General features: G+C 35.7%; 26 protein-coding genes. 14 read left to right on the forward strand and 12 right to left on the reverse strand.

Annotated elements, in window-relative coordinates; all coding sequences use genetic code 11:
* The 7 genes from Q0983_RS05635 (at window position 1) to Q0983_RS05665 (ending at window position 8129) form a co-directional block, all read left to right on the forward strand.
* On the forward strand, window positions 1-993 hold the full coding sequence (locus Q0983_RS05635) for a glycosyltransferase family 2 protein (protein ID WP_299550064.1): 993 nt from the start codon (window positions 1-3) through the stop codon (window positions 991-993).
* Window positions 993-1934 carry a methyltransferase domain-containing protein gene (locus tag Q0983_RS05640; RefSeq protein ID WP_299550066.1) on the forward strand — a complete coding sequence of 314 codons (942 nt, stop codon included), beginning with the start codon at window positions 993-995 and terminating at the stop codon, window positions 1932-1934. The genes Q0983_RS05635 and Q0983_RS05640 overlap by 1 nt, the downstream gene beginning before the upstream one ends.
* The gene (locus Q0983_RS05645) at window positions 1935-3050 is read left to right on the forward strand and encodes a glycosyltransferase (RefSeq protein WP_299550069.1); all 1116 of its coding nucleotides are present in this window, start codon (window positions 1935-1937) and stop codon (window positions 3048-3050) included.
* A 2-nt stretch (window positions 3051-3052) separates the two neighbouring features.
* Window positions 3053-4129, forward strand: coding sequence for a glycosyltransferase family 4 protein (locus Q0983_RS05650; RefSeq protein ID WP_299550072.1), 1077 nt, complete (start codon window positions 3053-3055; stop codon window positions 4127-4129).
* Window positions 4126-5490 carry an O-antigen ligase family protein gene (locus Q0983_RS05655; RefSeq protein ID WP_299550074.1) on the forward strand — a complete coding sequence of 455 codons (1365 nt, stop codon included), beginning with the start codon at window positions 4126-4128 and terminating at the stop codon, window positions 5488-5490. Before Q0983_RS05650 ends, Q0983_RS05655 begins: the two co-directional genes overlap by 4 nt.
* Window positions 5491-5670: 180 nt before the next feature.
* Window positions 5671-6681, forward strand: coding sequence for a glycosyltransferase family 4 protein (locus tag Q0983_RS05660; RefSeq protein ID WP_299550077.1), 1011 nt, complete (start codon window positions 5671-5673; stop codon window positions 6679-6681).
* Window positions 6682-6737: 56 nt separating this feature from the next.
* On the forward strand, window positions 6738-8129 hold the full coding sequence (locus tag Q0983_RS05665; protein WP_299550080.1) for a sugar transferase: 1392 nt from the start codon (window positions 6738-6740) through the stop codon (window positions 8127-8129).
* Here the strand turns inward: Q0983_RS05665 and Q0983_RS05670 are convergent.
* A complete protein-coding gene (locus Q0983_RS05670; RefSeq protein WP_299550083.1) occupies window positions 8116-9291 on the reverse strand; it encodes a DUF4105 domain-containing protein in 1176 nt (391 codons plus the stop codon). The two genes, Q0983_RS05665 and Q0983_RS05670, sit on opposite strands and share 14 nt — an antisense overlap.
* The gene (locus tag Q0983_RS05675; protein WP_299550472.1) at window positions 9291-10277 is read right to left on the reverse strand and encodes a PorV/PorQ family protein; all 987 of its coding nucleotides are present in this window, start codon (window positions 10275-10277) and stop codon (window positions 9291-9293) included. Before Q0983_RS05675 ends, Q0983_RS05670 begins: the two co-directional genes overlap by 1 nt.
* A 261-nt stretch (window positions 10278-10538) precedes the next feature.
* On the opposite strand from Q0983_RS05675, the gene Q0983_RS05680 reads away from it, so the two are divergent.
* Window positions 10539-11264, forward strand: a complete 726-nt coding sequence (locus Q0983_RS05680) for a CDP-alcohol phosphatidyltransferase family protein (RefSeq protein ID WP_299550086.1) — start codon at window positions 10539-10541, stop codon at window positions 11262-11264.
* A gap of 6 nt (window positions 11265-11270) precedes the next feature.
* Window positions 11271-12059 (forward strand): TerC family protein, encoded by a 789-nt coding sequence (locus Q0983_RS05685; RefSeq protein ID WP_299550089.1) that lies wholly within the window; start codon window positions 11271-11273, stop codon window positions 12057-12059.
* 214 nt (window positions 12060-12273) lie between these two features.
* Here the strand turns inward: Q0983_RS05685 and lptB are convergent, their stop codons facing one another.
* The 4 genes from lptB to Q0983_RS05705 are packed head-to-tail and all read right to left on the reverse strand — an operon-like array spanning window position 12274 to window position 15167.
* On the reverse strand, window positions 12274-13014 hold the full coding sequence (lptB, locus tag Q0983_RS05690; protein WP_299550092.1) for an LPS export ABC transporter ATP-binding protein: 741 nt from the start codon (window positions 13012-13014) through the stop codon (window positions 12274-12276).
* Between the two features lie 23 nt (window positions 13015-13037).
* On the reverse strand, window positions 13038-13385 hold the full coding sequence (locus Q0983_RS05695) for a carboxymuconolactone decarboxylase family protein (protein WP_299550095.1): 348 nt from the start codon (window positions 13383-13385) through the stop codon (window positions 13038-13040).
* Complete coding sequence (gene tatC, locus Q0983_RS05700; RefSeq protein WP_299550098.1) at window positions 13378-14202, reverse strand: twin-arginine translocase subunit TatC; 825 nt, start codon at window positions 14200-14202, stop codon at window positions 13378-13380. Before tatC ends, Q0983_RS05695 begins: the two co-directional genes overlap by 8 nt.
* Window positions 14202-15167: a KpsF/GutQ family sugar-phosphate isomerase gene (locus tag Q0983_RS05705; RefSeq protein WP_299550101.1), complete on the reverse strand. Its 966-nt coding sequence runs from the start codon at window positions 15165-15167 to the stop codon at window positions 14202-14204. The genes tatC and Q0983_RS05705 overlap by 1 nt, the downstream gene beginning before the upstream one ends.
* Window positions 15168-15506: 339 nt before the next feature.
* On the opposite strand from Q0983_RS05705, the gene Q0983_RS05710 reads away from it, so the two are divergent.
* From Q0983_RS05710 to Q0983_RS05720, 3 genes are all read left to right on the forward strand, one after another.
* Window positions 15507-17711, forward strand: coding sequence for an ATP-dependent DNA helicase RecQ (locus tag Q0983_RS05710; protein WP_299550104.1), 2205 nt, complete (start codon window positions 15507-15509; stop codon window positions 17709-17711).
* Between the two features lie 133 nt (window positions 17712-17844).
* The gene (locus tag Q0983_RS05715) at window positions 17845-18777 is read left to right on the forward strand and encodes a peptidylprolyl isomerase (RefSeq protein WP_299550107.1); all 933 of its coding nucleotides are present in this window, start codon (window positions 17845-17847) and stop codon (window positions 18775-18777) included.
* A gap of 205 nt (window positions 18778-18982) precedes the next feature.
* Entirely contained in the window at window positions 18983-19414 is a 432-nt protein-coding gene (locus Q0983_RS05720) for a hypothetical protein (protein WP_299550110.1), read from the forward strand.
* Window positions 19415-19471: 57 nt separating this feature from the next.
* On the opposite strand, the gene Q0983_RS05725 is transcribed toward Q0983_RS05720, so the two are convergent.
* The gene (locus Q0983_RS05725) at window positions 19472-21265 is read right to left on the reverse strand and encodes an alpha-L-fucosidase (RefSeq protein ID WP_299550113.1); all 1794 of its coding nucleotides are present in this window, start codon (window positions 21263-21265) and stop codon (window positions 19472-19474) included.
* A gap of 168 nt (window positions 21266-21433) precedes the next feature.
* Here Q0983_RS05725 and Q0983_RS05730 point away from each other — a divergent pair, with 168 nt between their 5' ends.
* Window positions 21434-21982 (forward strand): YfiT family bacillithiol transferase, encoded by a 549-nt coding sequence (locus Q0983_RS05730; RefSeq protein ID WP_299550115.1) that lies wholly within the window; start codon window positions 21434-21436, stop codon window positions 21980-21982.
* A complete protein-coding gene (locus Q0983_RS05735) occupies window positions 21983-22468 on the forward strand; it encodes a GNAT family N-acetyltransferase (protein WP_299550118.1) in 486 nt (161 codons plus the stop codon).
* Window positions 22469-22683: 215 nt separating this feature from the next.
* On the opposite strand, the gene Q0983_RS05740 is transcribed toward Q0983_RS05735, so the two are convergent.
* The 5 genes from Q0983_RS05740 to Q0983_RS05760 all read right to left on the reverse strand — a co-directional run bounded on the left by Q0983_RS05740 (window position 22684) and on the right by Q0983_RS05760 (window position 26138).
* Window positions 22684-23241, reverse strand: a complete 558-nt coding sequence (locus Q0983_RS05740) for a thioredoxin family protein (RefSeq protein WP_299550121.1) — start codon at window positions 23239-23241, stop codon at window positions 22684-22686.
* A 94-nt stretch (window positions 23242-23335) separates the two neighbouring features.
* The gene (locus Q0983_RS05745; RefSeq protein ID WP_299550124.1) at window positions 23336-23773 is read right to left on the reverse strand and encodes a hypothetical protein; all 438 of its coding nucleotides are present in this window, start codon (window positions 23771-23773) and stop codon (window positions 23336-23338) included.
* 12 nt (window positions 23774-23785) lie between these two features.
* Entirely contained in the window at window positions 23786-24196 is a 411-nt protein-coding gene (locus Q0983_RS05750) for a hypothetical protein (RefSeq protein WP_299550128.1), read from the reverse strand.
* 54 nt (window positions 24197-24250) lie between these two features.
* Entirely contained in the window at window positions 24251-25411 is a 1161-nt protein-coding gene (locus Q0983_RS05755; RefSeq protein WP_299550131.1) for an OmpA family protein, read from the reverse strand.
* A 100-nt stretch (window positions 25412-25511) separates the two neighbouring features.
* Window positions 25512-26138 carry a response regulator transcription factor gene (locus tag Q0983_RS05760; protein WP_299550134.1) on the reverse strand — a complete coding sequence of 209 codons (627 nt, stop codon included), beginning with the start codon at window positions 26136-26138 and terminating at the stop codon, window positions 25512-25514.
* Between the last annotated feature and the right edge of the window lie 8 nt (window positions 26139-26146).

Here is a 26146-nt window from a genome sequence, read left to right on the forward strand (position 1 = left end):
ATGACCTTTTCATTAATTATCTGTACATATTTGAGATCCAAACCCCTTTTAGAATTATTGAATTCTGTAAGGACGCAAAGTATGTACCCTAATGAGATTTTGATTATTGATAGTTCTACAGATAATGAGACTGAAACGATTTTAAAAGAAAACAGTTTCAAAAACCTCAAATACTTCAAGGTAGGGGATGAACACCGGGGTTTAACAAAGCAACGCAATTATGGCATTACTAAGGTTGATAAGGACTCAGAGGTTATTTGTTTTTTAGATGACGATGTTGTATTAGAAACGGATTATTTCCAAAATCTTATAGCTACCTATGAAGGAAAACCCAATGCCATAGCTGTAGGTGGTTATATTACGAACGAAGTCCAATGGAGTATTTCGGATAAAAATAATAACCCGTCAAGGTTTTATTTTGATGGTTATATGAGAAATGAACCTTTTAGGTTTCGGGTGAGACGTATATTTAATTTATTGCCCGATATGGCCCCAGGGTTTATGCCAAGTTTTTCCCATGCCAGAAGCATTAGCTTTTTACCACCTTCCGGTAAGGTGTATCCCGTTGAATTCTTTATGGGCGGTGTTTCTTCGTATAGGAAGGATGCATTTAAGAAAATTAATTTCTCAGAGTATTTTGATGGATATGGTTTGTATGAAGATTTAGATTTTTGTTTAAGAGCCTCTAAATTTGGGGCATTGTATGTTAATACACGGGCACAATTAGAACATTTTCATGAAGCAGCGGGGAGGCCTAATAGGTATAAATACGGCAAGATGGTCGTTAGGAATGGGTGGTACGTATGGCGCATAAAGCACAATCAGGTAACTATTAAAACTAATTTAAAGTTTCATGCAACAACATTATTGCTTATGGGTATTCATTTTATTAATGCCTTTCAAGGCTCCAATAAAGTACAATCATTTACTGAGACGCTAGGAAGATTTTCTGGTTGGATATCTTTATTTTTCAATAAACCAATAAAAAAATAATGAAGTTAGAATTTTTAAAGAAAAACCTAATTAATCCAATATCAAAAGAAGATTGTGCCGCTATTGAGCCGTCTGAAATTGTTTTTAACTGCGGTCATAAATATGAGACAGTCAACAATATTCCTGTAATAATTGATGAGTCAAGAAGTATATTCAGTGTATGTGATATATTAGAAAAAGTACCTACAGCACAAAATTCTAACTATAGGAAGGACAATTTAAAGAATATAATTAGAAAAAAGGTTTTACCATCACTTTCTAAGGATTTTGGATTCAGGAAGCGCTATGAGCAACTTGCTGATAAATTTAAAGGAAAGAAAGTTCTAGTTGTTGGTGCCGGTGATAAGGTAGCTTTTTATAATAAGACATTTAAAGATTCGTTAGTCATTACTTCAGATGTTCATTTGCAGTTTAATCCGGATATTGTATTTGATGCCCACCACATACCTTTTAAAAATGAAAGTTTTGATTTGGTATTAGTACCTCAAGTTTTAGAACATACCTTTAGACCATGGGAAGTTGCTAATGAGCTTCAGCGTGTTACCAAACTTTATGGTAATTTGTTAATTGAAACCCCTTTTAATTTTCCGTATCACAGTCCCCCATACGATTTTTTTAGATTCACTTTTACTGGTCTAAGAAGTTTGTTTCCTTATTGCGCTTTAGAGAAATTTGAAGCCAATGAAGGAAGCGCAAGTGCCGTAGCCACTTTTAATGCGCAATTTTTAATAGATTTATTTTCTAATAGATACCTCAGGATGCTTATGTTATTTGTTTCAAGATTTATGTTTGGTTGGATAAAATATTTAGATGTTTTTAAAAAAAGAACGGCCTATTTGAGTATGTTTTCACCCATGGGGCTAAGCATGATTTTCAAAAAGGATAATTTAAAAAGGGGGGATGTTGAATTACTAAACGACTCTTATAAACTTAAGCAATAAATGGGGTTTCTCGTATTAACACACGTTGTACATAAAAAAAAAGGAAATGACTTTTATGGTTATGCACCCTACGTAAGAGAGATGAATTTATGGTTTAAATATGTAGACCGTGTAGTCGTGGTTGCTCCCTTGTGCAATGAAGCCCCTTCCAATATAGATTTAGCCTATAATCAAGAAAATCTGGATTTTGTAAAAATACCTGAAATAGCTTTTATATCGGTTAAAAGTGCTATAAGGGCACTTTTTAAATTGCCAATAATTTTCTTTAGCATATTTCAAGCCTGTAGAAAGGCAAGTCATATCCATTTAAGGTGTCCAGGAAATATTGGTTTGCTTGGTTGTTTGGTTCAAATGCTGTTTCCTTCTAAAATTAAGACCGCGAAATATGCCGGTAACTGGGACCCTAATTCCAAACAGCCACTAAGTTATAGGATTCAGAAGCGTATTTTAAGCAATACCTTTTTAACAAAAAGAATGAAGGTTTTGGTGTATGGCAAATGGAAAAACCAAAGTAAAAACATAAAAGCTTTTTTCACTGCAACATATACCGAAAACGAGATTGAACCTATTAAAAAAAGAAATTATTCAGAAAAGTTGAACTTTATTTTTACCGGTAGTTTAGTAGAAGGGAAAAGACCACTACTTGCTATTAAAGTCATAGAGCAATTAAAGGATATGGGAAAAGATGTGACTTTAGAGCTATTCGGCGATGGCCTTTTAAAACAACAGTTGCAAACTTATATAATTGCGAATAAGTTACAAGAGCACGTTAAAATCCATGGCAATAAGCCTAAGTCAGAAATAAAGGAAGTTCTAAAGCGGGCCCATTTTTTAATGCTAGCGTCAAAGTCGGAAGGTTGGCCAAAAGCAATAGCGGAAGCTATGTTTTTTGGAACCATTCCTATTGCTACTAAAATATCCTGTGTACCCTATATGTTAGATGAAGGTAAAAGAGGGATTTTAATTGATCCGAACGTGGAGCATATAGTTAATAACATATTAAATTGTTTGTTAGGGGCGGATTTGTTGATTGAGATGTCTGAATTAGCGGCACAATGGTCGCAAGAATATACTTTGGATTTATTTGAATCTGAAATAAAAAAACTGCTTATCTAGTTATGCGCGTACTTCAATTGGTAGATTCTTTAGAACTTGGAGGAACCGAACGGGTAGCGGTAAATACCGCTAATGCCTTATCTCATAAAATAGATAAATCCTTTTTATGTGCTACTCGGAAAGAAGGATTATTAAAAGAAAGTCTTAATGATAAAGTTGAATATTTATTTCTTGACAAGAATAAGACCCTTGATTTTAAGGCCATTAAAAGGTTGAAAGGGTTTATTAAAGTCAATGAAATAGGTGTTGTTCATGCGCATTCCAGTTCATTTTTTTTGGCGGTCCTAGTAAAGTTGTTTCGTCCTAGGCTTAAAATAATATGGCATGATCACTACGGTAATAGTGAGTTTTTAGAGCAAAGAAGGTCTATGGTCTTGTCTATTATATCTGTTTTTTTCTCTCACATTATAAGCGTAAATGAGCTTTTGAAGAATTGGGCAGAAGACCATCTTAAATGTGCAAGAGTAGACTATTTACCAAATTTTGCAATTCCAGATAATAACAAGCCATTAACTAAATTAAAAGGAAATGAAGGGAAAAGGATTGTTCATCTGGCTAATTTAAGGCCTCAAAAAAACCATAAAACGTTGTTGAAAGCTTTTAAAGCGGTAATTGAAGTTTATCCCGATTGGACCTTGCATTGCATCGGCAAAGATTTAGAAGACAAGTACAGTCAATCCTTGAAGTCCATGGTAGATGAATTTCAACTAAATAATAAGGTGTTTTTTTATGGAAGTAGACAAGATATATCACATATACTTAAAGGCTGTGATATCGCCGTTCTTTCCTCTAAATCAGAAGGTTTACCCATAGCGTTATTGGAATATGGTTTTGCAAAATTACCCACTGTGGTAACCAATGTAGGTGATTGTAGCAAAGTTATTTCATCATCCAACGAAGGATTGATTATTAATAAAGCTGATATAAGTGCCTTAACGGAAGCTTTAGTTAAATATATTAGCGATGAAAGACTTAGAAGTAAAAAGGGGAGAAATTTGTTTTTGAAGGTGAATGAATTCTATTCAGAAAATGCAATAATTAATAAGTTAATAAACATATATAAGCTTCACGTAGTATGAGACTATCTCTATATTTTAAGCTACTTTTATTACATGTGTTATTAGGTTTAGCTGTTTTTGTTTTTAAGCCCTTAGCTACGCTGTATTTTTTGTTTATTACGTTTTTCTGTCTTTATAAAATTATAAGAGTTTCAAAAAAGAATAAAGCTTTCTATGTTTTATTAGCCTGCGCATATATTGTAGGCATTGAGGTGTTTTTAAGGATGAATGGAGGGACATTTTTTTATGAGGCCAGTAAGTATTTAGTAATTGTTTTCATTTTATTAGGAATGTTTGGCGTTAGCTTTACTAACAAAGCATTAATATATGTGCTTTATGTATTAATGCTGATACCTGGGATTTTTGTGGCTGTTTCAGAAATGGGGTTTGAAACTGATATCCGCAGAGCCATAGCCTTTAATTTAAGCGGGCCGGTATGTTTAGGGCTTGTAGCGATCTTTTGTTACCGTCGCAGAATAACATTTAATCAAATTAAAATAATTCTCTTAGGATTTTTGCTACCTCTGATAAGTATGACCGTGTATTTATTTCTTTATACGCCTGATATTAAAACGGTAATTACAGGAACAGCTTCAAATTTTGCAACATCAGGCGGGTTTGGCCCCAACCAGGTAGCAACCGTTTTAGGATTGGGAATGTTTGTTTTATCAGCACGTTTTTTCATGTCAAAAGATACTATCATGCTAAGGTTTATAGATTTGGGTATTTTAGGGTTGATGGGATTTCGGGCTGTCGTGACTTTTAGTAGAGGTGGGGTTATTACTGCTTTAATAATGATCTTAGGCTTTCTAATGTTATACTATTTAAAGGTTAACAGGCAAAAGAAGCTTAATATTAGATTGTCAATTTTTTTCTTTTTGGGAGTAGTTTTGTTTACCTGGTTTATAAGCTCTATTCAAACCAGTGGTTTTATTGATAAACGATATGCTAATCAGGATGCTGCAGGGCGTTCTAAAGGTGATGTGACAACAGGTAGAGCCGATTTATTGACTTTTGAATTTAAGGAGTTTATAAATAATCCATTTTTTGGAATTGGTGTTGGTAAGGTAAAAGAGGTTCGTTTTAATGAAACAGGCATTGAAGCTGCTTCTCATAACGAGATGAGCCGAATTGTTGCAGAGCATGGTTTGTTCGGTATTTTTGCATTTCTTATTTTACTCATAGTACCGTTAATTTTGCGTTTAAAGAACAAGTCGAATATTTTTTTCTATTCGTTTTATGCGTTCTGGCTATTAACAATAAATCATTCGGCAATGCGCATTGCGGCTCCGGCTTTTGTTTATGGCTTGTGCCTATTAAATATTGTTTATGAAACATCAAGTGGAAAGAAAACACTGCAAAGTCAACAATTATCATCTTGATGTTACATGTGACATTTGAGAAACAATAACAAAGAACACATGAAACGAGCATTAACAAATTTTAAAAATTTCTTAATAAAAAGGTAATGTTTAAAATTTTTAATGTGAGAACGGAGTGGTTGCACACGTTCTCAATTTTATAATTAACATATTATCAGATAATTACTAAAATTTAAACGTGTGAAAAATCTCCTGTACATAGGAAACAAGTTACAGCAAACTAATAAAACGTTGACTACCATTGATACCCTGAGCAAAAATTTGCAAAGGGAATCATACCATGTTATTTCAGCTTCAGGTAAAAAGAACAAGCTCTTTCGGCTGTTTGATATGTTGTATCATATTGTAAAGCATAGAAAAACTACGGATTATGTATTAATAGATACCTACAGTACTTTAAACTTTTATTATGCTTATTTGTGTAGTAAGTTATGCGTCTTTTTTAAATTGAAGTACATACCCATGCTACATGGAGGTAATTTACCGGAGCGATTAAAGTCATCTCCTAAATTATCAGCATCAATTTTTAACAAAGCTCACGTCAATATCGCTCCATCACTTTATATTAAATCCAGTTTTGAAGATTCTGGCTTTGAGAACGTGGAATGTATACCGAATGCTATCGAAATAGAAAATTACCCTTTTAAAAAAAGACATTTTGATAAAGTAAAATTATTATGGGTACGTTCGTTTTCAAAAATTTATAATCCAACATTAGCGATAAAAATCGCAAAGATTTTAAAAGATAAGCATATGGACGTTGCGCTTTGTATGGTAGGACCTGATAATGATGGAAGTTTAGACGAAGTAAAAACCCTGGCAAAGAAGTTAAATATTACAGTTCGTTTTACAGGCAAATTACCAAAAGAAGCATGGATTAAACTATCGGAAGACTATAACATTTTTATCAATACAACTAATTTTGACAATATGCCGGTTAGTGTTATTGAAGCTATGGCTTTGGGCCTGCCTGTGGTGTCCACAAATGTAGGAGGTATGTCTTTTTTAATAGAGGATGGTGTTGATGGCATTTTGGTAAGACCAAATGATGAACGGGCATTTGTGGAGGCTGTTAATAAGGTTATTAGTAGCATAGAAGATATAGAGAAAATGACACTTTTAGCTAGAAAAAAGGTTGAAAATTTTGATTGGGAAATTGTGAAGCACCAATGGATTTCAGTTTTAAAATAGTAGCTTAATTAAATTCCTTGTATCTTTACAACCCTAATTTCCCAGTCTGAAATAAAATGCCTAAAAGCAGTATCCATTTCAATATATCAGAGCGTAAAGTATTACTGCGTATTTTTGATATCGTTTTTGTCCTGTTTGTACTTTATTTTGTGGGGGATACCTTTGAATTTGACTACTTTTCCATAACTAGGGAAAACTGGAGATGGGTTTTCGTATTGATCCTTTACATTTCAATTTTTGGCTCTATTTTCGAGCTATATGACTTACAGAAATCAAGTAAAATAGAAAAGATATCAACCAGTATTGTTTTTACAGTATCAGTTACGGTTTTATTCTATTTTTTAACGCCGTTTTTCACACCGATTTTACCTGATAACCGTTTACAAATCGTTTATTTTTATTTCGCTATTCTTTTTGCATTGGTTTTATGGCGATTAGCGTATATTACCTTTATAGTATCACCAAGGTTTTATAAAAAGGCCCTTATAGTTGGAGAAATTTCAAGTATTGAGACTATCATTGAAGCTTTCAAACTTGCCGATCCTAATTATAAGATCGTTGGGTTTGTTAATTGTGAGCTAAGTAAAAAAGAAAATATAAAGTTTAATGGAATAAAAGAATACAGTCCGAAGCAGTTAAGGCAAATTGTAAAAGACGAATACATATCTGAAATTGTAGTTGCCAGTTACAATTCGGAAACCATCACGTATGAGATATATTATGCTCTTATTTCGCTTTTGGAAGACGGGGTACCCATCAGGGAATATACCCAGGTTTATGAAGATTTAACCCAACGTATTCCAGTGCAGTTTGTTGGTAGGGATTTTTATAAATATTTCCCTTTTAGCCGAAGCAACCAGAACAAAATGTATCTCTTCTTTCACCGTTTGTTTGATATTTTAATCTCGATTGTGGGACTTGTTTTTGGTGTTGTGTTTTTCCCCCTGATTTTACTTGGAAATATTATAGCTAATAGAGGGCCGCTTTTTTACACACAAGAGCGTATTGGAAAAAACGGACGTCGTTTCAAAATTATCAAGTACCGCACTATGATAAAGAATGCAGAAAAGGATGGTGTGGCATGGGCCAAGAAAAAAGATTCAAGGATAACGCTGTTTGGAAGATTTTTAAGAAATACAAGGCTGGATGAGATTCCACAGTTTATAAACATTTTGAAAGGAGAAATGAGTTTGATCGGTCCAAGACCGGAACGTCCGTATTTTGTGAAAGAGTTGTCTCAAATGCTTCCTTTTTATGAAACACGACATATCGTAAAACCAGGACTTACAGGTTGGGCACAGGTTAAAACAAGATACGGCTCTTCTGTAGACGATAGTTTACTTAAACTGCAATACGACTTGTATTATATAAAACACCGAAGCTTTTTACTGGATTTAAACATTCTCATCAAGACACTTAGTACAGTGATTTTCTTTAGAGGGCAATAGACTTCTTATAATAAGAAACCAGATAAAAATATCTGATAAGTAAAGCTATTAACAGTGGAATCAACCCTATAGCGAAGACCTGCACGCCAATAATCCAGTGCAATGTCAAAAGACATAGCATAATTATCAAAAACTTTAAATACTTAATAAACCAGGTTTTGACTTTTTTCTTTGGAAGCTGCCCGATCATTAAAATATTTAAAACAAAAGCCCATAGCAGATTATAGTTTTGGTGGGTGCCGGTGTGGTCTGTTGCAAACCAAAGAAATAAAATACATATACCCACTACTCCGGTGAAGCTAAATAAAAAAACATCTATCCAAACCGTTTGTTTTTTCGCTTTAGAATCTTTGTAGGTAATAAATAGAATAAACAAAGCCATGAGCCCTAAAATAAACAACGGACTACTAAAAAAGTGGTTGGCTGTTTTGGTTGGCCTTTCAGTGAAAATAATGTTATTTTTCTTAACCAATGCGGTACCATCTTTTTTAGTTGCAGTATCAAAGAATTTATAAATATTTTCAGGTAAGAACATATGCTCTTCAGGAGTAGCTTCTCTATCAATTACGGCGCCTAAAGCTATATCAATACCTAAACTTCCCCAGGTATTTTTATTTACATTGTCATAAATTAGATATCTGAATGTTTTAGGACTGAAATTTTCGGGATTATTGAACTCAATGTTATTATCCGTAGAAACTTTGGCTACATCTTTAATTCGGGTAGCACAATTATCAAAGAAGAATTCGTATAAGTAGCCCCGGTTTTCAGGCTTGTAATTATTAATTAGATAGTCGTAGAGTTTTTGTTTTTCACTTTGTGATAAATTTAAAACCTGCTCTTTAACTGTTCTGTTGAAATAAACATATATCTGGCAAAACCTGCTGAAATCATCTTTGCTAAGCAGGTAATTGAGTTTACCGCGGGCAAATTTTAAATAAAAATTAGGGGCATCAAAATCATACTCGCCATAACCATATACCACATCAAGACTGTTATTCGGATCATTTATTCTGAAGGCACTATGACCAAACGAATCAACTAAAGGGATACCAGGGCCAACAGTTAAAACACTAATTTCGGCTGTATTTGAAAGAGTAACTTGTTGTGCATAAGCAAATGAAGAAAAGACTAAAAAAAGAAAAAGCAGTTTTTTTAACATTACCTAAAGATACTAAAATCGAGTTTTAATGAAAATACATTAGAATACAGGGCCACACTTTGGTCACCGATATCAGTAAATGCATAATCTATTTGAATACCATTGTATTTAAAACCTACGCCAAAACTTGGTTGAAAGGTGAGTTGCTCCGTATTATCTATCTGTAATTCATTTTGAAAATTACCCATACCGGCACGCAAGTAAACCATATCAATATACCCAAATTCAAAACCTAGGGCAGGATTGATACTGGCAAAAGAGGTTGAAATAATATCGTTATTTTCTTCAAACCTCACATTTAAATTAACTGCCGCCAATAAGGTGTAATCAATGTTAAAATCGAATTGTTTAGAAATACCAATTTGCAGTTTTGGGATGGTGATTTCCGTACTTTCGGGTAATTCCTGGTTTTGGCCTTCAACAGCATCTCTAATTTTTTCAAATTCACCTTCGTCAATAGCCCAGGCATTGAATGTGGTGGTGATATCACGAGCCATAACTCCAAATTTCCAGTTGTTATTGGTTTCAAACTGAATGCCCGCATCCAGGCCAAACCCCCAGGACGAAGCAAAATCTCCAATAACACGACGTATTACTTTCGCATTTACGCCGTAATTTAAACCTTGAACCGGAAGTTCCCTGGCATATGAAAATGTGAGTCCGTAATCTGCGGTAGAGAATAGGCTAATCCTGTCATAGTTAATATTCCCTTGTTCATCAATTAATTGCGTGGTATTCAAAATATCATCAACTGCAAACCGAATTAAGGAGATACCAATCGCACTTCTATTATCTAAGGGCATAGCATAAGCGGCATAATCATAATTGGCAATATTGGCAAAATAGCTGGAATGCATCAAGGCTAACTGGTTGTCTTCCAGAGCCAGAAGTCCGGCAGGATTCCAGTAGCCTGAGTTAACATCAGCGGTGTGCGAAGTAACGGCACTGCTCATGCCTAAAGCGGCGGCATCAACACCAATATTCATAAACTCATTAGAATATTTTCTAGTGGTCTGACTGAACAAAGTAACCGATAGTAAACAAAATAAGGTGCTTAGGTAAACTTTCAATCGCAATTTTTTTACAAATATAAACCTATAAACTGTAAAATATAACAGATATTGTTCAATACTTGTTTAAGACTAAAATTGTTTGTTAATTTGGATTCCCGCCTGCGCGGGAATGACAGTTATAGTGGAAACCCCGACGCAAAGCGTCGAGGAATTCTTTTTAATTAAAACTCTTACATGAAGCGATATATCCCGAATGCCCTGACACTGTTAAACCTGTTTAGTGGAAGTATTGCTGTTATTTTTGCTGTTAATGACAACTTTGTTTCCGCAGCTTTTTTTGTGTTTCTGGGTATTTTCTTCGATTTTTTTGATGGCTTTGCCGCAAGAAAATTGAACGTACAAAGTGAATTAGGATTACAATTAGATTCTTTAGCCGATGTGGTGACCAGTGGTTTGGTGCCGGGCATTATAATGTTCAAATTGTTAGAGCTTGTAGAATCTGATTGGGAAGCGGTTGATTTATCCAGTGATTTTAGCATACCATTAGTACCTCTTTTAGGATTAGCAATAACACTTGCATCCGCATATCGTTTAGCAAAATTTAATGTGGACACAGAACAACAAAACTTTTTTAAAGGGCTGCCAACACCGGCCAATGCCCTGTTGATTGTCTCATTACCTTTAATTCTGGAGTTTCAGAACAATGATACCATAAATGCCATAATTCTTAGTAAATGGTTCTTAATTGCTGTAACAATTTTAAGTTGTTGGCTACTAAATTCTGGTATAAGGCTTTTTGCCTTAAAATTTAAAGATTGGGGGTTTAAAGCCAATGCAACACGGTATATTTTTATAGTGCTATGTGCCGTATTGTTAATTGTATTGCAGTTTGCGGCCATTCCGTTAATCATAGTATTGTATATCGTTATGTCTGTTTTAGACTCTGTAACATCAAAATAAAATCTCATGGTTGAAAATATTTTCACGCTTTTAATGCTTATTCTGCTTCAAATTGTTTTAGGGTTTGATAATTTACTTTATATCTCTTTAGAAAGTAAAAATGCCCCGGCGGATAAACAGTCGTATGTTAGAAAAGTAGGGATACTTTTAGCCATTGTATTTCGTATAGCATTACTGTTTATCCTTTTAGAAGTGATAAGTTATTTCCAGGACCCAATCATTCATTTACCATGGGTTGATGTAGCCGAAGGCCATTTTAATATTCATAGTTTAATTGTTTTGGGAGGTGGGGTTTTTATCATCTATACGGCTATGAAAGAAATCTGGCATATGATAGGTATCCATAAGGTTGACACGGATGTTGAAGACCATGGAAAAGGTTCTGTTGCCAAAGTGATTACTATGATCATTATTATGAATTTGGTGTTCTCTTTTGATTCTATTTTAAGTGCTATGGCATTGACCAGTGTGAAATGGGTAATGGCTACTGCTATAATTGCCGGTGGATTATTAATGATCTGGTTAGCAGATAAGGTATCAAACTTTCTTGCCAAAAACAGGATGTATGAAGTTTTAGGTTTGTTTATCCTGTTTATTGTAGGTGTTATGTTATTAACCGAAGGCGGCCATTTAGCACACTTAAAACTGTTAGGAAATGAAATTACCCCAATGAGTAAAACAACATTCTACTTTGTAATAGCCATATTAGTTGTTACAGATATTGTTCAGGGGCGTTATCAAAAGAAACTTATGGCAGAGCAGGAAGAGCTTCAGGATGGTAAGGATCAAAATTAATATTTCTGCTTTTTAAAATATCCCCTTGAGGGGATTATAGGGGTGTATTCTAATCTAACTTTTAAGTAACACCTCCCTTCATCCCTCCTCAAGGAAGGAACATATTTTTGGGATTCTTGCCGAAGTTTATCTTGAGCCCTTCGTCTCGGCTCAGGACAAGCTAAAGTTGAAGGCAGGAATGACAGATAAATTAAATGATAAAAGGAAAAATTACCTAGTCCCTAATCTTCTTTTTTCTAAGCTCAAAGTTTTGACCTAAATACACTTTACGTACCATAGCATCATTGGCCAATTCTTCAGGGACACCAGCTTTAAGAATGCTCCCTTCAAACATCAAATAAGTTCTATCAGTAATAGCAAGGGTTTCTTGTACATTGTGATCTGTAATTAATATCCCGATATTCTTTTTAGTAAGTTGCGCTACAATACGCTGAATATCTTCAACCGCTACCGGATCTACACCGGCAAAAGGTTCATCTAAAAGAATAAAGTTAGGGTCGGTAGCCAAAGCCCGGGCAATTTCTGTTCTTCGTCGTTCACCACCCGACAATAGATCCCCTCTGTTTTTTCTAATATGCCCTAAGCCAAACTCCTCAATTAGGGATTCCATTTTATACTGCTGCTCTTTTTTACTCAGTTTGGTAAGCTGTAATACACTTAAAATGTTATCTTCAATACTTAATTTTCGAAAAACAGAAGCCTCCTGGGCCAGATAGCCAATACCATTTTGAGCACGTTTGTACATAGGGAACTTGGTAATCTCAGTATTATCCAGAAAGATTTGCCCTCCATTAGGCTTAATCAACCCCACTATCATATAAAAGGAGGTTGTTTTACCTGCACCGTTAGGCCCAAGTAATCCAACAATTTCTCCCTGGTTGACCTCTAAAGAAACATCTTTTACCACTTTACGTCCGCTATAGGACTTCATTAAATTTTCGGCTCTCAAAATCATATTTGCAATAACGTAAATTTTAATTAATTATTGGCTTCCAAAGCATCCCAAAACTCATAAGCTTTTCTTAAATGTGAAATGACTATAGTACCACCAACCAAAGTGGCAATACTTAAAGCCTCAACCACCTGTGCTTTAGTTAAGCCTTCTTTATGGCAAGTTTCCAAATGATATTTTACACAATCATCACATCTTAACACCATTGAAGCCACTAAAGCTAAGAGTTCTTTGGTTTTCACATCTAATGCGCCTTCCGTAAAAGCATTGGTGTCCAGATTAAAAATGCGTTTGATTATTTTGTTGTTATCGGCAAGAATTTTGTCATTCATTCTCGTGCGATACTCCTTAAATTCATTAACGATATCAGACATTTTGAGCTTCTTTTCGTTTTTGATTTCTAACCACGATTTTAGAAATATAAATACTTACTTGGTATAAGACTAGTATTGGAATAGCCACTATAATCTGACTGACGATATCCGGTGGTGTAATAATTGCTGATAAAATTAAAACCACTACCAGGGCATATTTCCTGTATTTCTTAAGGATTTCCGGGGTTACCAACCCGATTCTTGTAAAGAAATAGATGATGATTGGTAGTTCAAAAATGAGTCCGGAGGCCAAGGCCGAAGAGCGAACCAAAGCAATGTAAGAACTAATATCAATTTGGTTATCAACAAGATCTGCAACATTATAGTTTGCCAAAAAGTTAATAGATAAAGGCGTTACAATATAGTAGCCAAAAAGAACCCCTAAAAAGAACAAAAGTGATGAGATTATAATAAAACCTCTGGAATGTTTTCTTTCGTTTTCATGTAAACCGGGACTTATAAATTTCCATAATTGGTAAATGACATAAGGAAATGAAATAACAAAACCACCTAAAATAGCGGTCCATATATCTGCCGAAAACTGGCCTGCCATGGTTCGGTTTTGGATCATCATAGGGACTTCTTCATTACAAAAAGTAGTATCAACACCAATATAAGTAGCACCTCTGCATAGAAATTCATAAGTAGGGAAACTCATGTCTAACGGTGCAAAAATGATGTCTTCAAAAATGAACCGGCTGAAAATAAATGCCAGTGTAGCTACAATGACTACTGCTAAACAAATTCTGATTAAATGCCACCTTAAATCTTCAAGATGATCTAAAAAAGACATCTCGTTTACGTTTTTTTTCGCCATTATATAATGCCTTCTTTTATTAAATCGTGCAGGTGAACAACACCCGCATATTTTCCGTTTTCTTCAACAAGTAACTGTGTGATTTCATTCACTTCCATAATATCTAAGGCATCCACAGCCATGGTATCATTAGCTACACGTTTTGGATCAGCACTCATGATATCTTTAGCGGTTAATGAAGAAAAATTATCTCCGTTGCTCAACATCCTTCTTATATCACCATCGGTGATGATACCAATGATTACTTCATTTTCAACTACCGCAGTAACACCTAATCGTTTTTCTGATATTTCAACAATAACATCTTTTACATTGGTGTCTGCAAACACTTTTGGTTTTTCATTGACAGATGAAATATCCTGAACTCTTAAATACAATTTCTTACCTAAAGATCCGCCGGGATGATATTTGGCAAAGTCGTTACTGGAAAAGCCTCGCATTTCCAATAGACAGACCGCCAGTGCATCACCAATAACCAATTGAGCCGTGGTGCTCGTGGTTGGTGCCAGGTTATTCGGGCATGCTTCCTTTTCAACATAAGCATTTAAAACATAATCTACTTGCTGCCCCAAGTAAGAGTCTTTATTCCCGGTTATAGCTATCATTTTGTTTTTGGCACTTTTAATGAGTGGCACCAATACTTTAATTTCCGGCGTATTTCCACTTTTTGAGATGCAAATAACTACGTCGTCTTTTAAAATCAGTCCCAGATCACCATGAATAGCATCACCGGCATGCATAAATATTGCCGGCGTACCGGTTGAGTTTAAAGTAGCCACTATTTTGTTGGCAATAATGGCACTTTTGCCAATACCGGTTATTATGACCCGTCCCTTGGAATTGTAGATAAGTTTTACGGCCTCTTCAAAGTCACTGGTAATCAAATTTGAAAGATTAAAAATAGCTTTGCTTTCGGCTTCTATAGTTTGTTTAGCAATTTGTAAAATAGATTTTTCGCTATTCAAAATTTATGTGTTTTTAGTTGATGCTTTTAAAGATTTTCTTATCTTTAAAGGTATTCAAATTCAAATTTTGTTGTAATTTGGATTTTCGTTACAAAAGTACATGAATTTTTTTCATTTGGAAATTCATAAAAGCCAATTGAAAAATTTATATGGACTGGTAAAATGGTTACTGAAGTGAAACTAAATTTTGTAATTTTTTGGGAACAAAATTTAGTTTTTTGCGGAAGAAAACTAACGAAAAAATATGAGGGTTCTTCAAAGTACACTAATTAATTATTCGGATGCATTTTGAGTATTTAGTGTGTTTTTAAAGTAGGTTAATTAATATTTAGTTAATTCATGTTAATAGCAAAAAGTGACTTGCATTCTGCTCTTAAAAAATATTTTGGGTTTAATAAATTCAAAGGATTGCAAGAAGATGTTGTTGAAAGTATTTTATCAAAAAATCATACGTTTGTAATAATGCCAACAGGTGGCGGAAAGTCGCTTTGTTACCAACTTCCGGCTTTAATGCAGGAGGGTACGGCTATTGTGGTGTCTCCGTTGATCGCCTTAATGAAAAACCAGGTGGATGCCATTAGGGGCGTTTCAAATGAAGAAGGCATAGCGCACGTTTTAAATTCATCTTTAAATAAAACCGAAGTAAAACGGGTTAAAGAAGATATTATTAATGGCGTAACAAAGTTGCTCTATGTGGCTCCGGAATCTTTAACAAAAGATGAAAACGTAGACTTTTTAAAAACGGTAAGGGTATCTTTTATGGCTATTGATGAGGCGCACTGTATTAGTGAGTGGGGGCATGACTTTAGACCGGAATATCGAAATTTACGCCATATTATCAGTAGAATCGGTGATAATATCCCCATTATTGGTTTAACGGCCACAGCTACACCTAAAGTACAGGAAGATATCATTAAAAATCTTGGTATTTCAGGAGCAAGAACATTTAAGGCATCGTTTAACAGGCCTAATTTGTATTATGAGGTCAGACCAAAGACCAAGAATGTAGATGCCGATATTATTCGATTTATAAAGCAAAACGAAGGAAAGTCCGGGATTGTCTATTGCTTAAGTAGAAAACGCGTTGAAGAATTGGCCCAGGTGTTACAGGTAAATGGCATTAAGGCGGTTCCGTATCATGCCGGTTTAGATGCGAAATCAAGGTCCAGTCACCAGGATATGTTCTTAATGGAAGATATTGATGTGGTGGTGGCCACCATTGCGTTTGGAATGGGAATAGATAAGCCGGATGTTAGGTTTGTTATCCATCATGATATCCCGAAAAGTATTGAAAGTTATTATCAGGAAACCGGACGTGCAGGACGTGACGGAGGTGAAGGGCATTGTTTGGCCTTTTATGCTTATAAAGACATTGAAAAATTGGAGAAATTCATGTCTGGTAAACCTGTGGCAGAACAGGAAATTGGTCACGCCTTGCTACAGGAAGTGGTGGCGTTTGCCGAAACCTCCATATCCAGAAGAAAATTCATTTTACATTATTTTGGAGAAGAATTTGATACTAAAACCGGGGAAGGTGGTGATATGGATGACAATGTCAGGCATCCTAAAAAGAAACATGAAGCCAAAGATGATGTTATTGTGCTTTTGGAAACCATCCAGGATACCAACGAAAAATATAAATCCAAGGATTTGGTAAATGTTATTGTAGGCAATGAGAATGCGCTTATTAATTCCCATAAAACCAACGAGCAACCATTTTTTGGAAGAGGTAAAGACAAAGACAAAAAGTATTGGATGGCACTGTTAAGACAAGTGCTTGTGGCCGGTTATCTTAAAAAAGATATTGAAACCTACGGTGTTATTAAATTAAATGACGATGGTAAGGCATTTATAAGCAGACCGATATCATTTATGATGACCGAAGACCATGTTTATGAAGGCGAACAAGAAGACGGCACCATTATTACAGCATCCAAAGGAGGCGGTGCGGTAGCAGATGAGACGCTGATGAATATGCTTAAAGACCTTCGTAAGAAGAATGCCAAAAAACTGGGTGTACCACCATTTGTTATTTTTCAGGACCCATCCCTTGAAGATATGGCACTTAAGTACCCAATTACATTATCAGAACTTGGAAATGTTCATGGTGTTGGTGAAGGGAAGGCCAGGAAATACGGAAAAGATTTTGTTGAGCTCATAGCTAAATATGTTGAAGAGAACGATATTGTCCGTCCGGACGATTTAGTGGTGAAGTCAACAGGGAGTAATTCTACCTTAAAGTTATACATCATCCAGAATATTGACAGAAAGTTGCCTTTAGATGATATTGCGTCTTCAAAAGGTATGGAAATGGAAGAATTCATTAAGGCTATGGAAGCTATTGTGTATTCAGGAACCAAGTTAAATATCAGTTATTGGATTGATGAAATTCTTGACGAAGACCAGCAGGAAGAAATTCACGAGTATTTTATGGAATCTGAGTCGGATGCTATTGATGATGCCATTGAAGAGTTTGATGGTGATTATGATGATGAAGAACTTCGCCTATATAGAATTAAGTTTATTAGTGAAGTAGCTAATTAGTACTCAGTAATCAGTAGGCAGTAATCAGTCTTGGTTTTCTGTCATCAGTCATCTTTCTTTAAAAACTTCTAACATCTAACTTCGTTCTTCTAACTTACTTTTCTATCTTTGCACTTTCTTAAAAATTAGAACAATGCAAGACGGATTATACGCAAAATTCAACACGACGAAAGGCGAAATTTTAGTTGCTTTAGAATACAAAAAAACGCCGGGAACGGTAGGTAACTTTGTCGCTTTGGCAGAAGGTAATTTAGAAAATGCTGTAAAGCCACAAGGAACACCTTATTATGACGGATTAAAATTTCACAGGGTGATTCCGGATTTTATGATTCAGGGTGGATGCCCCCAGGGAACCGGAACAGGAAATCCCGGATACCAGTTTGATGACGAATTTCACCCGGAATTAAAGCACGATGGCCCGGGCGTTTTGTCAATGGCTAATGCAGGTCCCGGAACTAACGGAAGCCAATTTTTTATAACTCATGTGGAAACCCCATGGTTAGATAATAATCACACTGTTTTTGGTAAGGTAGAGCACGGACAGGAAGTGGTTGATGCCATTGCTCAGGACGATGCCATTGAAACTTTAGAAATTGTTAGGGTTGGAGCAGATGCAGAAGCCTATAATGCCGTTGAAGCTTTCAGAACATTTGAAGGAGCCAGAGAAAAAAGAATAGCAGAAGAAAAGGCTAAGGCTGAGGCAGAATTGGAAAAACTGGCAACCGGTTTTGAAAAAACAGATAGTGGTTTAAGATATCAGATCATTCAAAAAGGAGATGGTATAAAAGCTGAAAAAGGGAAAACAGTTTCGGTTCATTATAAAGGGCAATTAGCAGATGGGACCGTTTTCGATTCATCTTATAAAAGAAACCAGCCAATTGATTTTCCAATTGGTGTTGGCCAGGTCATTCCGGGCTGGGACGAAGGCATTCAATTATTAAGCGTAGGTGATAAAGCACGTTTGGTAATTCCAAGTCACTTAGGCTATGGAAGTAGAGGAGCCGGTGGGGTTATTCCACCTAATGCTACATTGATTTTTGATGTTGAATTGATGCATGTGAAATAAGCAGGGAGACATCCCTAATAGTAGTATATCGGAACGTGTGAATCGCTTGCCCTGAGTGAAGTCCAAGGGTATTAAAAATTACAATATTCGAGCACTTCTTTTGAAGTGCTTTTTTCTGCCTAATTTTCGTGCTTATTTAAAGCTTTTTTACAGTGTTTATCGGATATTTTTCACCTTTTTATTTAGGAGATATAGTTTTGCAAGTATGGTTAGTGTAAAAGATTCAAGTTTTTATACAGAGGTTTTAAAGGAACTAAATTATCCTTTTGCTACAGCATTTATCTTTAAAGGCTTTGTAGTTGTAGAAATTAACGAAGGTATTGAATATACCTGGGATAATCACGGAAAGTTAATGGCCCAGGATGTCGCTTATTTTTTAGGAACCGATGGAGGCAATTTAATTTATATTTCTAACAGGATGCATTCCTATTCGGTTGTTCCCCAGGATTGGCTTAAATTTTTCAGGTCCGACTATCGCTTAAAAGAATACTATGTTGTAAGCCCTAACCGTAAGGGAACATTCAATTTAATAATTGAAAGCCTGTTTTTTAAGAATAAGATAAAAAGTTTTCCCTCTTTATCAGAGGCCGTAGTATCTGCCAAGAATAGTACTTTAAAAGAAGAAGTAAATAATTAGAACAGTCACTTTTAACAAGAAGATGCTGTTCTAATTATTTAAGTTTTGAGTTGTTTACTAGTGTTTCTTGAACACAGGCTTATGATGTCTTTCTATTTTAAAAACATAGGCGTAGTTACCTTTCTTTTGGGGCGTCTTTATAACTAAGCCGTGCCGTGTAAGCGACCAGTCTAGTGGTTTATCGTCTCCAAGAAGCGAAATGCTTTTAATTTCAGATTTATAGAAGCCTCGGTAAACGGGGGTATCCAGATCTTCGGGAGTAAAGTGAAGGGTTTCGCCGTCGTAGACGAAATAACCTTCAAACTCTTCTGTTTCTAAGAATATTTCTGCTCCATTTTGTGTATAGTATCCACTATTGACCTTGGTTTCAAAATCGCCACCCGTGGCTATGACTTTTTGGTTTTCCTTGAATGATAATTTAACAGTCCCCAGGTCTTCAACCTTTACCTTAAAATCATGACCTGCAATTGTGGCTACATCTTTGTAATCATTTGGGTTAATGGTATTGTATTTTTCAATACCAGTAGCAACATCGGGATCGTCACCACGTAATACGGGGATAATGGCATAGTCTCCTGGCCAATCCAGAAATGTTGCATAGAGATTGTCCCCTTTAACCGTAAAACGAATATCTTCAGGGGTATAGATCTGGTCAGATTCATTAAATCCTATTTCACCCACTTCTTCAAGATTTGTTGGTCCAACACTGGCAATGAACCAAGGCGATGTGCCATATATGGCCTCTCCGTTTGTTTCTAACCATGTCCCCATGGCAAGTAACACCTCCTTGGCACCCTCAGGGATGGTACCGTCGGGTTTGGGGCCTACATTAAGTAATAGATACCCGTTTTTACTAACACGGTCCACTAAATTATCTATTAAGCGGTTGGGTGTTTTAAAGGTTAGGTTTTCTGCCCAGCCCCAAGCGCCGCGATCATCAACGGAATTATCGGTTATCCATTCATTATAGGTTAATTGATCTTCCTGGCCCAATTCTAAATCCCGCACGCCAGAACCTGGTATCAAATCATGGCCTTTATAGGTTATAACAACCTCTTTGTTTTTATTTAGGGCATCATTGTAATAGTATGTCATAAAGTCCTTGACATAGCCCTCGGCAATATCATCTAAAGCAAAATCGAACCATATGAAATCCGGCCCGTAATTGTCAATTACCTCAATGATTTTATGATACCATTCGTCCAGGAATGCCTCATTGATCTGATCTCCAGGTTTGTGATATTGACCGTAAAGATCGGCGTATTTGGGGTTGCTGGTGTCGTATCTTGCATCGCTTACGGGGTACCAAAACCAGTTAGCAGCATGATGAAATGCCGTAACAAACTTCATGTCCTTTGCCTTAATGGCTTTTTCTAGTTCGCCTACAACATCGCGTTTGGGGCCCATTTTGGCCGCGTTCCAATTGGAGTATTGGGTATCCCACATGGCAAAGCCATCATGGTGTTCTGCCACTGGTCCTGCGAATTTAGCGCCCGACTTGGCAAATAGCTCAGCCCATTCCTCGGCATCAAAATTCTCGGCGGTAAACTTGAGGATTAAGTCCTTGTAGCCAATACTGTCTAGGGAGCCGAATTTACCCTCAAAGTGCTTCCTGGCCTCCGAATGGGGGTTCCGGTAAAGTTCATTGGAATACCAAGTGGTATTAGATCCATGGGCATGAACCGCATATACGCCCCAATGGGTATAAATTCCAAATTTGCCCTCTTGTAGCCATTTGGGGACTTGTACCCGTCTTAGGGATTGCCAATTTGATTCGTACTTTTGCGCATAGGCGGAAAAACAAAAAAAGCAACTAAAGACCAGGGCTTTTAGTAAAATTAGTTTCTTCATTTTAGGAGTTATTAATAAGTGATGCAATATAGTTTTTAAAGTTAAGAAAGTATGTTAATGTTTTCTTAATGTATATTTTTTAATCTGCCGTAACCTTAAAAAAATAGTAGTTGGATTTAGCTGGCAACTAATTAATATTTATTTTTAGTGGTCTATAAAAACTTATTCATGATAGATTCCAACACTTTAGAAAAATTAAAATATCCGATTGGGCAATTTGAATGCCCATCGCCAATTACCCAGAAGCACATTAAAGCTTGGATTAGCATTTTAGAACAGTTTCCAATTCGTTTCGAGGCCTTGGTAAAGCACCTGTCAAAGGAACAATTAGATACGGTTTACAGGCCCGGTGGCTGGACCATCCGGCAAGTGGTTCATCATGTGTCAGATAGCCATCATCACAGTTATACGCGTTTTAAATGGGCGTTAACAGAAGATAAACCGTTAATCAAGGCTTACAAGGAAGCAGATTGGGCGGAATTACATGATAGCAAAAGTGCTCCCATTCAAATGTCATTAGAACATATAAAAGCAATACATTATAAGTTAGTGCATTTGTTGAAAGGCTTATCCGGAGAAGATTTAAACAAAAGCTTTATTCATCCGGAAACCAACTCTGAGGTTTTACTGTCATACAATATTGGTAATTACGCATGGCATGGTGAACACCATTATGCCCATGTTGAAAGCGTTCTTAAACGAAAAGGCTGGTTATAAATGATAAGGGAGTTTCAACCAAAAGATACGCAGCAGCTTCTGGATATTTACAATTATTACGTTTTGAATTCTGTGGTTACTTTTGATGACAAAGTACTGTCCTTCGAAACATTTCATGAAAAAGTAACCAGGATCAATTCAGAATACCCTTTTATAGTTTTTGAAGAAAACAATACTATTTTAGGGTATGCCTATGGTAGCCGATTTAGGCCTAAACCGGCTTACAAGCATACTGTTGAATCAACCATATATTTAAAACATACGGCTCAGGGACGGGGAATAGGTACTGCATTATACGCCAAATTGATAGCACTTTTAAAAGAAGAAAAATTTCATATCGTATTAGGTATTTTAACACTTCCTAATAAGGCCAGTGAAAAACTTCATGTAAAGCTTGGATTTAAAAAAGTAGCCCACCTGGAGGAAGTTGGCTTAAAATTTGGGGCATGGCAGGATGTAGGTGTTTTTCAGCTTAAATTAAGTTAACTCCAGTCAGCTCTGGGGCATTTCTACAACCTAACTTTAATAAATATTGAAAACTCTATAATAGTTTTGGCTCTCCTCTTAAATTTAAGAGGAGAATGAATTTCAGTTTCTTTTAGAAACTGGAAGAAAGAGGAGTTTTATTGATAACCCTCCGAATCCCAATAATAATCAGGATTCACCTCCCTTTAAAAAAGGGGAGGAGCTAGGTATTAACACTAAACCTTCCACTTGATATTACAACCAATACTTGGTTTTTGTAAAGCCGTATTTTCCTTACCTTCAACCAGACAGTCTAAAGCGTGTCTTAGATCATTTCCGTTTAAAGGTTTACCATTTTCAGGCCTGGAATCATCTAACTGCCCTCTGTAAACCAGTTCTAAATTTGTGTTAAAAACATAAAAATCAGGCGTACAAGCGGCGTCATAGGCTTTTGCTATAGCTTGCGTTTCATCATATAAATAAGGGAACGGATAGCCTTCATTTTTCGCATGGGCTTTCATCTTTTCAGGGCTGTCTTGCGGGTAGTTAATCACATCATTGCTTGAAATAGCCGTAAAACCAATACCTTTTTCGGTATAAGTTTTAGCAATAGCAACAATTTCGGAGTTCACATGAATCACAAAAGGGCAATGGTTGCATATAAACATTATGACCGTTCCGTTAGGGCCTTTAATAGCCTCTAAAGTTTTAACGGAATCTGAAACGGTATCCTGAAGTGAAAAATTTGGTGCGATTGTTCCCAGAGGGAGCATATTTGAAGGGGTTCTTGCCATAAGTTACCTGTAAATATTATTAGATTTCAACAGTTCAAATTTACAAATAATATTTACAGGATCACCTATATGTGTAGCAAGTGTTATTTATCAATTATTGGGGTTTTTTCAATGAATTGTGCCGCTCAATAGCCCATTTAAGTTTATCTTCAAGAGTCATAAGATTATCTTCAAGTATATGTGGGCTTATTGCCGTTCCATCTCTCAGTGATATAATGCTATTGGGCGCATTGAACCACTCCGGATAAACTTTTTTTATTTTCGCCAATTCGCCTCTATTGACATTAATACAATGTTTTAAACGTTTAACAGAAGCTTGGGCCGCTTTATATTGTGCCAACGTATAAGCGTTAGGGGCGTTTTCCATATCAGAAATCTCCTTTTCGGCTTTTTTTAGGAGGGTTTTACACGATTCAATTTCATTAAACAATTTTTCAACTCTTTCTTGACTAGGATATTGGTTAGTTTGTGCTTGAACGATAGAAACAAGACAGAATATAAAGGATATTGATATAGTTTTTAAAAGTTTCATTTTAACATGGCTTTAATGTGTTAGTCCCAACTCTTTTTTCTTTTTCTCTAAGCGTTGTTGAATGACTTTCATCCGTTTAGAATAATGCTCATTTGATGCGCATGAAAGCGCAATATTTTGCCATGCTTGCATAAATTGGGTACTTTTTGTCAAAGTTTTTGAGTATTCAGGTGAAGATACCAGTTCAATAGGGTTGTCTTTATGCTTGGCCATTAATGCTAAAAAATCATTGGCCCAAGTCTCATAGGTGTTTAAGAAATCATCGCAGTCTTTAATCCCTTTTGAGGAAGCGGTTGGGTTTTTAGGCTCCAGCGCTTTATGAGATTGTATTTCCTGAGTGTTTTTAATTGGATTGGACTCACTTTTTTTACAACTCATATTAAAAAGTACCAAACAAATAATAAGTGCTAATTTGATTTTCACTGTAGTTGATTTTTAGGTAGAAAAGGTTGAAACCTTTTCTACCTTATTTGCGTTTTAATTGTTGAGAACAAATTCAACACGTCTGTTCTGTGCCCATGCTTTTTCGTTATTGCCTTTCACCAGGGGACGTTCTTCGCCATAGCCAATTGTTTTAAGCCTTTTGATGTCAATTCCTTTTATTACTAGGTAATTCATAACGGCTTTGGCCCGATTTTCAGAAAGTCTCTGATTAGATTCATTACTACCGTTAGAATCTGTATGTCCTTCAATTATTACCGACGTATTTGGATTTTGATTTAACAATTGGAAGATTTTATCAATAGCTGGATAGGAAGCGGGTTTGATAAAATACGAATCTCTATCAAAATGGATGTCATGGACAATTATTCTACCATCTGTTACGAGGCGTTTGTATAAAGCCAGACCAGAACCGCCAATTTTAAAGTTATTTATCTTTGCACTTTCCCACTGCGGTCTTGTTGAGCCGGGAGATCCAACATAAACTTCTAAAAAGTCGAACGTATACTTTTCTATGTCCGGGTCGTTTATTAGTTGAATACCATCGTAAAACGCTTTTAAGTTTCCTTTGTTAAAGGATATCTGGATGGTATGCCAACCTTCAGGTCCTTTGCCTGGCAACCTCGAAGTAACATCACTGCCACTGCTTATGCCAAACCAACTAATTCTTATGTCATGATTTTTATATGGATTTTTGGAATTTTTTAGATTGATATTGTACCATTCATTGCCATTTCCATGAAAATAAACTTCAAGTTCAATTTTGAATGATTGGCCCAGATAAGTATCTTCTTTAAACGTTGGTTTAATGGTTGCGGAATTGGAGATCCATTCTACTACATTATAATTTTTTCCAAACAAGTGCACCTGTTTGTTTTGAACAGAACCGCTTACTTGGGTCCATTTACTTGGAAATTCGCCTGCCCGCTCATTGTTAAAGTTATCAGAAAATAAAATATTTCCACTAATGAAGTTAGATAGGGGCGTTCTATTTTCTGTTTTAATGCCTTCTTCATTTTCTTGTTTATTATTTTTATCCTTTCCCTCAATTTTTTCAATGCCTTTGTCTATAGTTTTGTCAATGACCTTTTTACTTTTATTTTTTAAAATGCCGCCAATGTTTTGTGCAGAGGCATTTGTTGCGATGCAAAAGAGTAGCACATAAACGCATAGTTTAATGATTTTAATAGTCTTCATTTTTACTTTTTTTATAGTTATTGTTTGTCCAAATATCTGTTTTATAGATATTTACGTCAATCGCGTATATGAGGTATTTCTTAAATGAAGATCAGGAGCCTTAAATCAATTTTTGCTTAAAAGCTTTATAAATGGCTTCGGCTCTATTATTTACGCGAAGTTTTGAGTATATGTTTTTAATATGCGTTTTAACCGTGTATGGACTTAAAAAAAGTTCTGTGGCAACTTCCTTGTAATTAAATCCTTTGCTTAGTAATTTAATTACATCTGTTTCACGTTCAGAAAGGGGATTTTCTATTATTCTAAATGAGTTCACAATTTTTCTTGCTATCCGACCGCTCATAGAAGAACCGCCTTTATAAACTTCTAGTATATGTTTTAATAGTTCCGCAGGGTCTGTATCCTTTAGCAAATAGCCAGATGCCCCAGCACAAAGGGATTCAAAGATTGAGTCATCATCAGATTGAACGGTTAGCATTATAATATCAAGTTCTGGACATTTTTGCTTTATGTATTTTGTTGCTTCAATACCCGATTTTCCAGGTAGGGCAATATCCATTAAAACAATATCTATTGGGAGGTTTTCTATTGAAACCATTGCAGATTCAGCATCAGGGAATGCATAATTACAAGTAAAGCCTTGAGAGCCATTAATAATAAGCGTTAAGGTTTGACGAATCTCATTATCGTCTTCTACAATGGCAATATGTACATTTTGGTGAGTCATTAATCGTT

The organism is Seonamhaeicola sp., from assembly GCF_028281565.1.
Classification (GTDB): Bacteria; Bacteroidota; Bacteroidia; order Flavobacteriales; family Flavobacteriaceae; genus Seonamhaeicola.